The sequence below is a fragment of the Chitinophaga qingshengii genome (assembly GCF_014529935.1).
Taxonomy (GTDB): Bacteria; Bacteroidota; Bacteroidia; order Chitinophagales; family Chitinophagaceae; genus Chitinophaga; species Chitinophaga qingshengii.
Window position 1 is genome coordinate 1,543,935 of sequence record NZ_JACVFC010000001.1, and the last position, 15,771, is coordinate 1,559,705.

Annotated in this window: 15 protein-coding genes; 8 read left to right on the plus strand and 7 right to left on the minus strand. The window is 43.7% G+C overall.

What is annotated here, in order from left to right; genetic code table 11:
- Position 1 precedes the first annotated feature (1 nt).
- Both ICL07_RS05725 and ICL07_RS05730 read right to left on the minus strand, forming a co-directional pair.
- On the minus strand, positions 2-2,365 hold the full coding sequence (locus tag ICL07_RS05725) for an ABC transporter permease (RefSeq protein WP_188086960.1): 2,364 nt from the start codon (positions 2,363-2,365) through the stop codon (positions 2-4).
- Positions 2,366-2,494: 129 nt separating this feature from the next.
- Positions 2,495-2,983, minus strand: coding sequence for a GNAT family N-acetyltransferase (locus ICL07_RS05730; RefSeq protein ID WP_223151759.1), 489 nt, complete (start codon positions 2,981-2,983; stop codon positions 2,495-2,497).
- Positions 2,984-3,416: 433 nt separating this feature from the next.
- Here ICL07_RS05730 and ICL07_RS05735 point away from each other — a divergent pair, with 433 nt between their 5' ends.
- Both ICL07_RS05735 and ICL07_RS05740 read left to right on the plus strand, forming a co-directional pair.
- On the plus strand, positions 3,417-3,641 hold the full coding sequence (locus ICL07_RS05735; RefSeq protein WP_188086961.1) for a hypothetical protein: 225 nt from the start codon (positions 3,417-3,419) through the stop codon (positions 3,639-3,641).
- A 38-nt stretch (positions 3,642-3,679) separates the two neighbouring features.
- On the plus strand, positions 3,680-3,883 hold the full coding sequence (locus tag ICL07_RS05740; protein ID WP_188086962.1) for a hypothetical protein: 204 nt from the start codon (positions 3,680-3,682) through the stop codon (positions 3,881-3,883).
- A 264-nt stretch (positions 3,884-4,147) separates the two neighbouring features.
- Here the strand turns inward: ICL07_RS05740 and ICL07_RS05745 are convergent, their stop codons facing one another.
- The 3 genes from ICL07_RS05745 to ICL07_RS05755 all read right to left on the minus strand — a co-directional run bounded on the left by ICL07_RS05745 (position 4,148) and on the right by ICL07_RS05755 (position 6,493).
- Positions 4,148-5,134, minus strand: coding sequence for a GlxA family transcriptional regulator (locus ICL07_RS05745; RefSeq protein ID WP_188086963.1), 987 nt, complete (start codon positions 5,132-5,134; stop codon positions 4,148-4,150).
- Positions 5,135-5,393: 259 nt separating this feature from the next.
- Positions 5,394-6,167, minus strand: a complete 774-nt coding sequence (locus ICL07_RS05750) for a 3-keto-disaccharide hydrolase (RefSeq protein WP_188086964.1) — start codon at positions 6,165-6,167, stop codon at positions 5,394-5,396.
- A gap of 26 nt (positions 6,168-6,193) precedes the next feature.
- Complete coding sequence (locus ICL07_RS05755) at positions 6,194-6,493, minus strand: hypothetical protein (protein WP_188086965.1); 300 nt, start codon at positions 6,491-6,493, stop codon at positions 6,194-6,196.
- Positions 6,494-6,635: 142 nt separating this feature from the next.
- Between ICL07_RS05755 and ICL07_RS05760 the strand changes: the two genes are divergently transcribed.
- Positions 6,636-7,142, plus strand: a complete 507-nt coding sequence (locus tag ICL07_RS05760; RefSeq protein WP_188086966.1) for a DinB family protein — start codon at positions 6,636-6,638, stop codon at positions 7,140-7,142.
- Between the two features lie 24 nt (positions 7,143-7,166).
- On the opposite strand, the gene ICL07_RS05765 is transcribed toward ICL07_RS05760, so the two are convergent.
- Together ICL07_RS05765 and ICL07_RS05770 are read right to left on the minus strand one after the other, a co-directional pair.
- Positions 7,167-7,493 carry a polysaccharide deacetylase family protein gene (locus ICL07_RS05765; protein ID WP_188086967.1) on the minus strand — a complete coding sequence of 109 codons (327 nt, stop codon included), beginning with the start codon at positions 7,491-7,493 and terminating at the stop codon, positions 7,167-7,169.
- Positions 7,494-7,520: 27 nt separating this feature from the next.
- On the minus strand, positions 7,521-8,033 hold the full coding sequence (locus ICL07_RS05770; protein WP_188086968.1) for a GNAT family N-acetyltransferase: 513 nt from the start codon (positions 8,031-8,033) through the stop codon (positions 7,521-7,523).
- A 193-nt stretch (positions 8,034-8,226) separates the two neighbouring features.
- On the opposite strand from ICL07_RS05770, the gene ICL07_RS05775 reads away from it, so the two are divergent.
- From ICL07_RS05775 to cas3, 5 genes are all read left to right on the plus strand, one after another.
- Complete coding sequence (locus ICL07_RS05775) at positions 8,227-9,018, plus strand: CRISPR-associated endoribonuclease Cas6 (RefSeq protein ID WP_188086969.1); 792 nt, start codon at positions 8,227-8,229, stop codon at positions 9,016-9,018.
- Positions 9,019-9,390: 372 nt separating this feature from the next.
- A complete protein-coding gene (locus ICL07_RS05780; RefSeq protein WP_188086970.1) occupies positions 9,391-11,295 on the plus strand; it encodes a hypothetical protein in 1,905 nt (634 codons plus the stop codon).
- A 14-nt stretch (positions 11,296-11,309) separates the two neighbouring features.
- Entirely contained in the window at positions 11,310-12,236 is a 927-nt protein-coding gene (locus ICL07_RS05785) for a type I CRISPR-associated protein Cas7 (protein ID WP_188086971.1), read from the plus strand.
- 8 nt (positions 12,237-12,244) lie between these two features.
- A complete protein-coding gene (gene cas5b / locus ICL07_RS05790; RefSeq protein WP_188086972.1) occupies positions 12,245-13,024 on the plus strand; it encodes a type I-B CRISPR-associated protein Cas5b in 780 nt (259 codons plus the stop codon).
- Entirely contained in the window at positions 13,024-15,771 is a 2,748-nt protein-coding gene (cas3, locus tag ICL07_RS05795; RefSeq protein WP_188086973.1) for a CRISPR-associated helicase Cas3', read from the plus strand. The genes cas5b and cas3 overlap by 1 nt, the downstream gene beginning before the upstream one ends.

Sequence of the window (15,771 nt, forward strand, 5' to 3'; positions counted from 1 at the left end):
ATTATTCCGTTTTCAGACTTTTGACAGGATTAGCCATGGCGGCTTTTATGGATTGAAAACCGATGGTCAGAAGCGCGATCAGCAATGCTATGATGCCTGATAACAGGAAGACGGTCCAGCTGAGCGGAATACGATAGGCATATCCGTTCAGCCACCGGCTCATAGCCCACCATGATACCGGCAGCGCAATCAGGTCGGCGATCAATATCAGGCGGATAAAATCAACGGTGAGTAAACGGACAATGCCGCTCACACCAGCCCCCAGCACTTTTCTCACGCCAATTTCCCGGGTACGCACCTGGGCGGTATACACACTCAATCCCAGCAACCCCAGACAGGACACCAGTACAGCAATACCGGCAAATACGTTGAACAACGCGCCGGTGCGGCGATCCGCCTTGTATATATCATCAAACGTTTCATCCATAAAGTGGTATTCAAACGGTACACCGGCACTATACTGATCCCATACCGATTTCAGTGCGGCAATGGCGCCTGGAGCTTCTCCACCGGCGGTTTTCATTAACATCAGGCCTGCCCGCTGAGGGAAATAGTATAGCACTACCGGTTGTATCTTGTCTCTGAAAGAAGCGAAATGAAAATCTTTCACTACCCCAATGATGGTACCTTCTTTCTGCCATAAGCTAAAACGCTTACCCACCGGATCTTTCAGATGCATCTCTTTCACAGCGGTTTCATTCAGGATATAATGCACAGAATCCGCCGGGGTACCGGAGAAATTGTTACCGTCCTTTAATTGTATTTGAAAGAAAGGAATAAAATCCTTCTCTACACTTACAGGGTATACCATGACGGTTTCTCCCGCTTCTTTGCCGTCCCAGGTATTGTCGCCGGATTGTACACTCAACGAGGCGATGTTACCGGAGGCGCGGACCATGCTTTTTATCTGCGGCTCCCGAAGCAGCCGCTCGCGGATAGCATCGTAATGATCGTTCCCTCCCGGCGGCATCGGGCACATCAGTACATGGCTTCTATCGTAACCGGGATGCTGTGTACGCATATAATGCAGCTGTTGCCGGATAATCAGTGTTCCGGTAATCAGTGCAATGGAAATCACGAATTGCCCTACTACCAGTGCGCGGCGGAAAACCACATCCCGGATACCTGCTACCATGACTCCTTTCAGGGCATTCAGCGGTTCAAAGGATGACAACATCAGCGCAGGATAAATACTGGATACCGCCAGGGTAGCCAGTCCGGTAACAACTACCAGTAGCCACAGGCGGGTACTCATAAAGTCGATGAACAGCTCTTTACCGGACAAGCGGTTGAACAACGGCAGCAATGCCCAGGCCAGCAATAGCGCCAATACCAGCGAAAACAGGAATAGGAAGGCTGTCTCCAGGATAAACTGTAAGAACAGCTGTCCTCTTCCGGCGCCAATGAGTTTACGCACACTCACTTCTTTCGCTCTCAGCACCGCCCTCGCGGTAGACAGGTTGACGTAGTTGATCGCAGAAATAGCGAGAATCAGGATGGCAATGATGGAGAAAATGCGGACGGTCTGCATACCGCCATCTGACCCATCTGCCTGGTACAGATGCATGTCTTTCAGCGGTTGTACCAGGTATTCGATATCAGTATCAGCCGGTTGGTGTTCCAGGTGGATATCCCGCAGTTTCTTACCCAGAGAGGCCAGTGCGGTACCCGGTTGCAACAACAGGTAGGTTTCAAAATCAAACTCTTCCCACTCATGATCAAAATCAACGCCGCTCCCGGCCTTTTTTTTCTCGTTTGCCAGCTGCATGGGAAAAAGCACTTCGCCCTGCATAAAAGAGTTACGGGGAAAATCCCGGACCACGCCACTCACCGTAAAACTGGTGTTGTCATTGCTCACCAATACTTTTCCCACCGCCGCCACGTCCCCGAAATATTTACGGGCCGCTTTTTCCGTCATCACAATACTGTGTACGTCTGTAAATGGTTTAGACGGATTACCCTGTATCAGCGGGAAGTCAAACAGTTGAAAGAAAGTGGGGTCGACAAAAAACATCCGGTTCGCAGAAAAGAGCCGGTTATTGTACCGGAAAGCCGAATACAGGTGGTTGCCCAATATCCGGATCATCCCTTTTACTTCCGGTAGCCTCGCCTGTGCATTGATGGCGATAGGCCCGTTGGTGACTGTCCAGATATGCCGGCTGACACCGGTGCCTACCCTGTTTTCCAGCCGGTACAGCTGATCTGCCCGTTGATGGAACCGGTCGAAACTACGTTCATCCTGCACCCATAGCAGGATCAGCAATCCTATGGCCAATCCGGTAGTAAGACCAGCGATATTAATCAGGGAATAAAACTTATTTTTTACCAGGTTACGCCACGTGGAAAGAAAGTAACTTTTAAACATGATACCGGGTTTTGATCAGTAGCATTCCACCAGCATAACCAACGCCAAGCTGGACAAGCTATATCTATCAAAATACTATAAATATAAAAATATTTTAAATTGTCCGGTTTTAATACACGCCCTGTTCAGTTATAGCTGTTTCTCCAGCATGATCATGTGTTTACAGGGAATACCATTTTCGTAGATGGGTTCGGGATAGTGTTGCAGGAAGAAGTTCTTGCGTATCTCCGTTATCTCGAAACCGCTGCGTTGATACAGATAAAGTTGCGCCACACTGGAGTTGCCGGTACCGATCACCAGTTTTTCAAATCCCAGTTCCCGGGCTTTTGCGGCGGCATCGGTCAGCAGTTGTTTACCTAAACCACGCCCCTGCCATGTTTCATGGATGGCAATATTTTTCACTTCTGCCTTTTTTTCTCCCAGCGGCGTCAGCACGTAAACGCCTATACGTATTTCCTGCATCAGCGCTACATACACAAAGGAATGCGGAACATACGCGTCAATCATCTCCCGGGAGGGATCGGCAAGCAGCAGCAGGTCATAGGGAAGAGCATCGTGCTTTTCCAGCAGTTGAATGGTTATATTTTCAGCAGCGGGCGTCATGGCCGGAAGATACATATTTCTGTTGTAAAAAGGCTGTCATCGGAGCATGCCGGTTTTCTTTAATGCCCCTGTCACCTGCGCAACCCGGCAAACGAGGCCTGCGCTGGCTTTCATCGTGGAACAACCTACCCATTCAACAAAAAAACCGGGATAAGAATACCCCGGTTTATAATTAACCTACAACTGTTATAAAAGATTTTTTGCTGCCAACAAGATGGACGAATGGCACGGCAGCGGCGGTTTATGCAGCACAAATACGGATTATACCTTATATTTTTAGGCTTCATGCTGATGTCTTACCCAAGGCCGTGTTTGCCAGCACAAAAGTAAGACGGCAAACCTTCGGAATCATTGCACATTTCCCTGCTTTTATTGTATAAAACAAAGAAAATGATCGGCGGTAGCGGCATGGTTTTTTAGGCAGATAAGGTGAGAAAACAGCTCAAGTATGAACCATTTCTCGTTAGAAGGAGAACATGTAAAGATAGACTATAGTAATCCGGCACTCCCTCCTGCCGCCAGAAATTTCATGCCTGATGTATATCGCGACGGGCCGGAATATTTCTGTATCTGGGGCGCAGGGTGCGACGGTGCTGTTCTCGGAACGGGAGAAACCGTGGAAGAAGCTATCAATGCATGGGAAACGGCCTATCATAACAAGACAGGCCGGTAGCGTACCGGTTTTATTGTTCATCCGTAAATCTATGTGTTATGCCAGCGCAAAAAAACACAACCAGTCCTGACCGTAGCAAGGAGCACAAAAGCGTTACAGATGAAGAAAAGTTGCACCCGGTTGATCCGCACGACAAACAACGGATAGCCGAACAAAGAAGAGCGACAGAAGATGTACCGGAGAAAACGCCCATCGATGATGAAGAACTGGCCGGCGACGAACCACTGCCGGAAGATCTGTAACCGCTATGATGACATTTAAAAGGGACCGCCTGACGGCGGTCCCTTCATATATACGACGGGGTTAGCTCCTCATCCCCGGTTAGCTTCGTCCGGGCATGTTTTCATATTACCGTTGTTTACAACGATACAGCTTAAAAATTACGCCCTGCCTGTAATCGGGCAGAGACGGCATATCCCTGTCCGGATGAGCAGGGAAATACCCATCCGGAGAGCGACTGAATGAGGAAGAAAAGCAACAAAAGGTTAGATAACTATCCCAGCCGGTTAGCTGGCAACAGCCACTTGTCTGTTATATTTATTGCGGTACTCCTGCGGAGAGAGTCCGGTAATTTTTTTGAAGGTCGTACGAAATGCTTTGGTGTCGGTATAGCCTACTTTATACATCACTTCCGTCACGTTTTCAGATCCGGTTTCCAGGCTATTTTTGGCCGCTTCGATTTTTACGCGCTGCATATATTCCACAGCGGTATTGGAGGTAGCTTTTTTGAAGCGCCGTTCCAGGTTGCGACGGCTGAGGGAGAACATGGCCGCCAGCTGGTCCACCGAAATTCTCTCAGAGAAGTTTTGTTCGATGTACTCCTGGGCTTTCCGGATAGGTTCATCATCGTGGCCTTTCTGGCCTTCAAAGATGATAAAGGCCGACTGGGTGCTGCGTTCAAACTCAATCTCGAACATCTTGGAACAGAGTACTGCCAGCTCCTTACCGGCATATTTCTCTACCAGGTAAATGATCAGGTTGTAGAAAGAAGCTGCCCCGCCGCTGGAGTAAATCCCTCCTTCATCGGTGATGATTTTTTCAGAAACCAGTTCTACATCGGGGAACATTTTCCGGAAGTGATGGGCCGCAAACCAGTGGGTAGAACATTTTTTACCGTCCAGCAAACCGGTAGACGCCAGCAGGAAAGCACCCACGCATAAACTGGCTACTTCTGCTCCCTTGTGATGTTGCTTCACAATCCAGGGAAAGAACTCCTTGTTCATGCTGATGACCTGCTGATAGTCGCCGTTGACCGCAGGAATAACGATAAGATCTGTTTGGCTGACTTCATCCAGGATAAGATCCGGGGTAACAGCAAAAAGACGGTGGTAGGTTTCTGGAGCCCGTGCAAGGCCCACCAGTTGCACTTTAAATAAAGGGGATCTGCCCGATGCGGCCAGAAAGTCATTGACCTTGTTAAACACAGTAAATGAACCTTCGATGCAAGATAGGGCTACATCACCTTTGGGGACGAGGATGGAGATGTGTTTCATATTCCAAATATAAAAAAAACCGTTGTCGTAAACAACCTCCTTTTTTGTCGGAAACGATACCCCCGGATGTAAAAATACGACAGTAAGTTTGTGGCCTGTAAAATTATGTATTACCGGTTAGCCAAAATAGCGAGAACAGTATTATCCTTTGGGGTGGGTCCGTTGTGGGGCTGGCTGCTGGAAGATATGGGGCTACTCCTCTGCGATATACTCATTTGCTGCCCATTTGATATTCAAATGAGCAGCAAACAAAGAAGGTTTATAATTCACGTATCCAAATGTTACGGAAGCTCAGCGGCTCGCTCTTATCGCCGTGGGCCTGCAGCTTGATAGGGCTTGCACCATGTGCCTGGCGGTAGGCTGCCTCACCGATGTACTGGGTAGGACCTTTCAGTTCCACGTTGTTCTGTACCAGTACCCCGTTAAACAATACGGTCACCCTGGCCGGGCTTTGTAACTTACCATCGCTGCCGAATACCGGCGCAGTCCAGATCACATCATATGCCTGCCATTCGCCTGGTTTGTTGGTTGGATTGGCTAAGGGTACAAATTGTTTGTAGATACTACCTGCCATGCCATTCGTATAAGTCTTGTTATTATAGGAATCCAGCACCTGTAGCTCATAACCCGCATCGCCTTTACCGATGGAAGCCAGGAACACGCCGCTGTTGCCTCTCCCCTGCCCGGTGCCGGTAATATTGGCCGGTACGCGCCATTCGATATGCAACTGGTAGTTATTGAAGGATTTTTTAGTTTCGATATTACCTGCCTGTTTGTTAACCGTCAGTATTCCTTTGGATACATTCCATTTGGCAGGGCTTTTATCGTCCGCCATCACCCATTGGTCCAGGTTGGAACCGTCAAACAGCACGACGGCATCAGAAGGTGCATCGCCGCATTTCTTACCAGGCTTTACTTCCGGCGGAACAGGGGTGTATACTTCCGTATCTTCAGGTTTTGCTTTCTTTTCCTGTGCCTGGGCAATGAAACATCCGCCTGCCAGGAAGGCTGTTAATATGATTTTTCCTTTCATGTTTATTTGTTGAGTTATGTTGATGATTAATTTTTTCCGGCGCCCAGCATCTTTGTAACGAGCTGTTGCCATTCGGTTTCCAGGTCAACGACCGGACTTTTTTCTCCGGCTCTGCGGTACCAGTAGTCGGCGTTCCATTGATCTCCTTCTACCCGGTGCAGATAAGCGTGAATATGGGCCGCATCATGGTCGGGCAAGTCCTGTACCAGTTCATGTGCCTGGTTCCAGTCTCCTTTACCGGCGTACCACAATGCCTGCAAATACACCGTCAGCCCGTCGGGCGGGCTGGCACCGGTCATAGCAGTCATAAATGTCTGTAAATTCATGGTGAGTGGTTTTGTACGTGGAATTATTTTGCGCACAAGATAGCTATTAAAATGGATTGTCGCAATGCGCCCTGTGAAAAGTCAGACTTACACCCCTTTAGGGTGGTAAAATGAGCGTAGGTTTGTATCAAAACCCAATACTATGCGTCAGCAACTGATCATCGATGTAGAAAACACCCGCACCCTGTTGCTGGACACCCTGTCCACTTTTGCAGCAGCAGAAATTGACAAGCAACCATTTGAAGGCAGCTGGTCACCCGGCCAGGTAGCGGAGCATATCGCGAAAGCCAGCGACTGCGCTATCGTGTATGGCAACGTAGCGCCTACCGAACGTCCGGCGGATGCACAGGTACAAGCCATCCGCGATGTGTTCCTGGATTTCACACAGAAATTCTCCTCACCGGAAATGATACTGCCTACACAAACCAGCCACGAGAAAGAAGCGCTGCTAAATGATATCCGTCGCCTTTGGGATAAGCTGAAACTCGCTGCTGAAACGGTTGACCTGGAAGATACCTGCCTGGACTTTGTGGTATACGGATTTGAACCCTTCACCCGGCTGGAGTGGATTCAGTTTATCAACATCCACGCACAACGGCATGTTCACCAGTTACAAAATATCAAAACCCGGTTAATCAAAGCAGGCTAACGCATAACGAATATACGCAGACATCTAAAAACTATCGAGGGACAGGTCCGCGCAATTAGCATGGTTCAATGTATGGCTACCCAGGGTTACCAGTGGATGATCGGCCCACATTTTTAACAACAACTGATTATCGGGAACAATACAATTCGCCCCGTTGATAAAGACGGTCACCGGTGTATGTAGAACCGTTATTTGTTGCAGCAGTTTTTCGTTGATGGCTTTCCGTTGGGCGGCAGTATAATCACCCGGTAAAGCCATCACGGGAGCGTCGTCAAGGGTGATGGCCACTTGCTTCTGCTGAGCAAAAGAGAGAAGAGGAAATAGTACGAGGGCAAACAGGAAATGTTTCATAAACAGGAAGATAAAACATCTGCCTGGCTATTGCAACAACTTCTCGTATGCCCGTCTTTTAGCGCCGCGGAAATCCACTTCGCCACAGTACACATATCCCAGCTTGTCAAAGATGCGCAACATCCCCTGGTTGTCGAAGTTGGTATCTGCCCGCAGGCTTACAATGCCCTTCGCACGGGTATATTCTTCTATGGATTTCATCATCTGCTGTGCCAGTCCCTGCCCCAGGTAATCTTCTGAAATAGCTACGCGGTGGTATACCACAAAGTCGCCGTTTGTTAACCAGGCGCCATCAATTGCTTCATACGCCGGTTCATCGTTGATCAGCAGGGCACAATATCCCACTATTGTATCTGTATCTTTATCTACCAATACATAACCGTAGCCATTTTCAATATCTCTGGCTACTACTTCCGGATTGGGGTATCCATCCTGCCATTGATCGCTGCCTTCGGCCTTTCTGCGGGCGATGGCTTTTTTTAAAATCTCCCAAATAGGAGCGGCATCGCCGGAAGTTGCTTGTCTGAATGCTATCTGCATGTTCATCTTAATTTATCACCGATGCAAATTGCATCAATATTACGGATTAGGAAAATGCTATTTTTTAATGGGAATGATCGGTAAAAACGATGGATGAGAATATATTATAAGAAACGTATATTTACGCATTTACAAGGAATTAACTATCTGAAAAATTTATTTCCCTAATTTTCTGCCCGGAACAAAATTGGTCATGCAGCTTAAGATTACATTAAACGCACTACAACCCGGATCTATTATCCCTATCAACTATCAATACCCACTGTCAGCAGCAATCTATCGAATCCTTTCCCGTGGCGATGCAGGTTATGCTACTTTCCTTCATGACATCGGCTACCGGAGAGCGGACTCTTTAAAGACATTCAAACTATTCACTTGCTCGGATATACAAGTACCCTTCCGCATTTACGAAGACAGGCTGGTACTGTTAAGCCAGGAAGCTACTTTTATATTTTCATTTTACCTGCCTAAAACAGCATTCACCTTTATGAAAGGGCTATTTATGCATCAGCATATGGAAATAGCCGATCATAAAAGCAAAACAACCTTTAAAGTGATCGCCGTAGAAGCGCTTCCCGACATCCCGGTTCCGAATGATGCTCAACTTCACGATATACTTCTGCAGCCGATATCTCCTATTGTGAGCGGCTATAAGGACACCAACGGTCACTACACTTTTCTTTCACCGGAAAATTCTATGTTCATCGATGCACTGATGTTTAATTGGTCGGAGAAGTATAAAACAGTCTACGAAGAAAGCAATACAACAGAAAACAGTCTTTCAGTAGTGATGTGTGATAAACCACTCAAATCAAGACTGATTTCGATTAAGGCAGGTACAAAAGAGCAAATAAGGATAAAGGGATATATGAACTTCCTGCTAAAGGCAAAAGGCGATTACAAATCCTTAAACCTGCTTGTCAATGGGGGCGTAGGCCTGTATAACAGCGTTTGTATGGGCAGTGTATTGGCCCAGATGAGTTAGGTAAGCCTTATCCTATGGTCCGATTAAATATAATAAAAGCGAAATATATCTAATATTAGCTTTCAATACCTTTGATAAGGAAATCATACCAAAAATAATCAATAATGAATTAAGAACGAAAAATAAAAAATGATATATCTAATATTAGTGAGGAAAATTGTATATTCACACTAACGAGATTTTCATTTATGAAAAAAAGTAACCTCGAAATTAACAAGCCGAGAGGCCCAAACCCTCCTTCATATGCAATAATTGCGACAGAGATCTAGAGGAAAAGTCCTTCTGTGAGATATGTAATAATAGATCTTTTACCAGCGATTGATATTATATGGACGTATTAAAAGAGAGCTACTATTCTAAACAAATACTTTCATGATAAACATCCTATCTGCATTTAACAACTCTCTTGACCCTGTGTTCAAGTCATTCGGTATAAAACCCAAAGAAGGCCTCCATATCCTTTTAAAGATTCAACAGGAAGGCGGTCATCTGTTCATTGATGAAGAGGCTATAGTACAGCATGCCTTCACACGGGATACCGAAACTACACCCGGACAAACTGATTTTCTGAAGCGATCCGCAGCCCTCTCAAAGATGGCATGGTGTATTGATACCAATAAGTGCTTTGACTTACCGACAAAAGCCATCCATTCCTGCTCTCCATATTGTATAGCAATCAAAAGGGAGAATCTAACCGGTGGATCCAAATACCAGGCTAATAGTAAATCTCAGGTATACGAAAGAATAGACAGCTACTTTGAAAAAGCGACTGCGCTTCTCGATTCAGACGAAGAAAGAGAAAAGGTGAATATATTTCGGCAAGCTATTAATTCAGAAGAAAAGTTTAATCGCCTGACCAGCGGGATAACAGTTTATGAAAAATTAAAGGATACCGACTATGTTATCATCTACCTTGACGCATCACTAGATAAGTATCAGGAAACCAACAACCGGTACTTAACAGATAAGCTCTTCAACACGAATGATTTCAATGTTGATTATCAAGGTTCAATTTATGGCACGAGCAACTACCTGAATGGTTATCCAACCAAAAAAATGTTTCTCACCCATCAAACAGCTTACTTTGACATCGCGCAACGGATAAGTTCTTCAGAAGCCCGGGCACTTTATGAGCTGGATGATATTCTTGCCAGGAACATATTACCTAATCCATTACCGATCTTCGATCCGCAAAGCCAGCTCAAATCTTCCATAGATGATATACGTCAATCATCTATCGCACTATTCCGACGTGAAGCCGAAGATGGGAAAAGAATCGGGTTCCGCGAAATAATGGAGGAACTGTATACAAATCATGATTTAAACCTTCATAGTTATTACCTTTTATTCTATGACAGAGGCGTCATAAAAGACTTTGATAAAGCCAGCAGTTTTGATTATTATCTACGGGACGAAAACGACAACGCCTGGTACGTTAAAGATTTCTTTAATACACGCTCTTCCTATTATATTGACAACGTGTTCCAACTCCAGGAGACAATCATACAGACAATTTTCGACAATAGTTTGGTCATGCGTACCAAAGATGGCTCGTATAGATATCGATACTTCGACGAAATAGATCCTCAATACTGTAAATCAGCCAAAACATATTTATTAGTTATAACCTACAGGAAAGCATTTTATGACTACATCTATAAGTCCAAACGGGAGGCAGTCACCCAACGAATGTTCGATACCATACTACAAACCAGTATACTGGAAGACATCAGGCTAGATAAGATGGATAACGGACATCACACTGAAGAACGGAATATACGGGAAAAGATGAATATTTGGTTTAGTCTTTCCAATAAATTCAACCTATCAAACCATAAACACTCCCACACCATGGCCACTAAATTTTATGAACACCAGGAATTCATAAAGAAACTTGCACGTAAGGAGACAGGTATCTCATCTGATGATCAGTATGCCTATACTGTAGGACAGGTAATATACTATTTGTTGTATCAAAGCAAATCTGCAGATACCAGTCATAAAATGTTATCTCCCTTTCTCCAGCAACATTATGCAGCGAATCTTAACAAAGCTATTTCGTTGCTCTTTAGTAAGTACGCACATGAAACTCCATCTAATAACTTTAAACATCCATTTGCGCAGCTTATGGAATACCAAACAAATACCAGTATAAATGACTTACTTCCATATATACTGGCCGGATACTTCTCGCATAACGAGCTATTTGCAGACCGTCCTGCTAAAGAATCTCTATCGGAGACTGTTGAAATAGAAAACAATCATTCTGAAAACTAAATCAACCTTATAAGATGAATACCCCTTTTAGCAACCGCGTATTTGGATGCAGTATTATCAAGGCAATCAATGCAAACTATAATGCTGATTTTTCCCATCAACCAAGAACACTGCCAGATGGCACCGTATATGCTACCGACAAGGCTATTAAATACAGCATACGAAACTATCTGTCCAAACATTACAACGACGAAAAGATATTCTATTTCAAGAGTATGAATGAAGAGATGCAACCCCGCAGTTTGGAGCAGACATATTCAAAATTTTTTGGTGAATTACCCAAAAGTGATAAAAAAGAAAACATCAAATCAAGAAAAGCGGTACTGGAAAACTTGCTCCAATGCATCGACATCCGTCTTTTTGGAGGCACTTTCGCAGCGAAAGACACCAATCTTTCTCTCCATGGCACTGTACAATTCACACACGGCGTAAACCGATTCGAGGAAAATCAGATATATTCAGAACAAATCTCTTCCCCCTTTAGAAACCCTGGTGGTGAGAACTCGATGCAAACAACCCTCGGTAATCAATTTAAGCTACGGGAGGGACATTATGTGCACCATTTTTCCATTAACCCCCGGAACCTGGAAGAAATGAACAAACAGGTAAACCATGCAGGTCTCAGTCAAACAGACATCACAAGATTAAAAGAGGCTATGAAAAATGGGGTTACCTATTATGACTCAGCAGCAAAGGCAGGCGTGGAAAATGAGGCATTATTGTGGGTACAGCTAAAAAATGGTTCTCAACTCGTATTACCGTCATTTGTGGAGCTGATCCATGTTAATAACAATCGAGAAATAGATCTCTCAAAGGTAGCAGCAATACTGTCCCGGGAAAATACTCAAAAAGAAATAGAGAAGATCGAAATCTATTATAATCAGGCCACTACCAAAATCATTAATGCTCCCGCAAATATGATCCACCACGAACTTAACTAGTTACTGAAATGAATGAAAGGCTGATTTCTTTCGACCTAAAATCTGATTTCGGATTTTTTAAAAATCCTGGTCACAACGAAGGTCTTCTTCAAACATACAACATCCTGCATAAACCGGCGCTTTTGGGTATCCTGGGTGCCATTGCTGGATTAAACGGCTATCAGAGAAAAGGTGAGCTACCGGAATATTATCTCAAGTATAAAAATATACCGGTGGGTATCCAGCCATTAAATCATAAAAATGGACTTTTTGGAAAAACGAGTGTTAAATATACAAATACTGTGGGATACGCTAACGAAGATGGTACGCTTCTAATTGAAGAATCGATGTTGGTTTCACCTGCTTTTCGTTGTTATCTTTTGTTGGATCTCGACAATCAGATAGAGGCAACCCTCTATGAAAGACTTGTCAATGAAAGCGCAACTTTCATTCCTTACATGGGAAAAAACGAGTATCAGGCCTGGATAACGAATGTTATAACAGATTACAGGCACGAGCCGATGTTTTCCCGCGACACTTTCAGCATAGCATCTATCTTTATTCAATCAGACAAGATACAGGCTCATCAAGCAGAGAGTATCCTTCCATTTATATTCAGCGACAACAATGCTCAACGCAGCTTCTGCCTCTTTGAAGTTCTTCCCGCCGGGTTTGATGAGCACTTAACACAGTATAGTTATAATAACTTCGTCTTCACAAACTGGCGTCTTGAATCCAGCGAGCTACCTCCTGACCTATATCAGGCTATCACATCAGATAACGAAGAAATAATCCTTCAATTATTTTAATGAGAAAATCGGTAAGTGATATTCTTAAAAGTGCGCCCGATCCAGCCAATCTGCTTAAAGACCATGGCCGTTATTGGGCGCACATTCACCCTGAAAGAGATCCGGAAATACTGAATGATCATGTATTGCTAGTTAACCAATACATGAAAAAGCTGGTATCCATACATGGATTGGACGCTATCGTCGACAAGCTCATTGACGACCTGGTAGCTGGTTGGCAAAATAGTGACATCGCGGGAGAAATGGTGAAACAAATGTTTGTATATAGTGTTGTATTTCACGATTGGGGAAAAGTGAATCCGTCATTCCAGGCCACCAGAATGGGTAACAAACTCCATTTCACCGCTGATAAAAACAGTCCACTTGATCCACCTCATGGTCACTCGCTATTAAGTGCATTCCTATACATTAGTTTTCACATAGACCAGATTATGAAAACTAATCTCTCTGACCCCATCAAACAAAACCTGCTCTATTGTGCTCTGCAAATGGGAATCCCTATTTTAAAACATCACAGTAGTTTGTTACCGGATAGCAGTCCCACAGATCCCAGAGGGTACAAAAATATCCGTTCTATTTTCGATGCGTTAACAACCTATCTTACTCAATACAATCTGCATTCAGATCTCCAATGCCTGAAACAGATTATCGCCAAAACCGAAGACATCTGGAAAAACACAGCTCCCAAAATCAACAACCACCATCCATTTCCCCTATTCGCTCTGGTAAAGCTTAACTTCTCCCTGCTTACGGCTGCCGACTACATGGCTACTCATGAATATATGAATGGAGAATATAGCAAGGCTGCCACAAATGACTTCGGGGTATTTGGAGGAGAGAAACTGTCCAAAATATTTGAACATTTTCGTCAATATGGACCCAACAACGCCATTTTTGAGAGTAGCCCTTCTTACAGATTTAGTTTCCCCCAAACAAGGAGCAAAGATAATCTCAACAAACTTCGGCAAGAAATGGGTATTGAACTACTTCAGACGATAAGTAAGACCACCGATGGCAGGTTGTTTTATCTGGAAGCTCCTACAGGAGGAGGAAAGACCAATCTTTCTCTGATTGCATGCTTATCTCTTTTAATGGCTAATCAGGAATTAAATAAGGCGTTCTATGTTTCTCCCGCCACCACGCTGATTACACAGACCTATAAATCCGTAAAGAATTCGTTGGGGTTAACTGAAAATGAAATAGCCCCCATTCATTCAAAATCAGGTTTACACAGCAGATCATCCTCGCAAGTTGAAGACGAAGCATATGGTAAAAACTATAAGGATTATATTGATCGTCTTTTTATTCTTTATCCTTTTACACTACTCTCTCATGTCAGTTTCTTTGACATTCTTAAGACCAATAAAAAGGAAGGTAATTACCCACTACACAGGTTATGTAACGCTGTTGTCATCATCGATGAGATACAAACCTACCCTCCTGACATCTGGGATAAATTGTTATTTCTCATTAGTCAGTATGCAAAATATTTCAATATGCGCTTTATTATCATGTCTGCTACACTCCCTAAAATAAACAGTCTGAATATTGGCTTACAGGAATTTCCGGAATTTATCAATTTGCTTCCCAATGCCGAAAAGTATATCAAGAATCTAAACTTTTCAGGGAGGGTTCAATTTGATATCGAGCTATTGAAGCGAAAAATCAGCCTGCAAGAGCTCGCAACAGTAGTAATAGAAAAGTCACAGCAGTATATCCAACAGCATGGCAGCTCCAAAACGCTTATTGAGTTTATCTTTAAGGGTACCGCTTTCGAATTTTTCAAAGAAATAAACAAACAAGACCACCCTTTCAGTCAGATATTTATTTTGTCCGGCACAATTCTGGAATCGAGAAGACGGGAAATCATCAACTATATTAAACGGCATTATAATAAGCCTGAAAATATTCTTTTGATTACTACCCAGGTAATCGAAGCCGGCATAGATATAGATATGGATCTTGGGTTCAAGAATATTTCATTACCCGATTTCGATGAGCAATTCGCCGCAAGAGTAAACCGGAATGCAATAAAAGAAGGTTGCTGGATATATTTATTCAATCTGGACAACTCCGGAAGAATATATGGTAACGACTACCGACACAAACAAATACAAGATAAATTAGGATACGATATCTACTACGAAATACTTCGCGATAAAAATTTTAAACTTCTATATGAAAGTGTATTTGCGCACATCAATGAAGGTAACAATCACAACTATTCGAATCACTTCCCACAATATAAACAACTCATTCGCAATCTTCATTTTTCCAAGGCCGATGAAGCATTCAAAATAATCGATCAACAAAACATTAATGTTTTTGTTCCCCTGTGGTTACCTGTTACTATTGAAAGTGAAACCGATGGATTGCCAGAAGATTTTTTTTCAGCGGATGAGCTGATATTCCTGGCAAAAATCGGCATATACCCTAACGACAATCATATAAACGGAGCCGAAATTTGGGAAATATATGAAAAAATGGTTTCCAAAAAGGCTCCTGACAAACGCTTTGATCTGGAAGTGCACATTAACTTAAAAACGCTGCATAGTATTATGTCCAAATTTACTTTTTCATTATTGTACTATTCAAAAGATCATAAAGCCATACTACATGGTTTTGGAGAAGATAAATTTGGGTACTTCTATCTATCATACTGGAATGAAGATAGACATGAAGGAAAAGTATATAACTATCAACATGGATTGAACAGCCAGTCTTTCTCAGACGCTAATTTTCTTTAA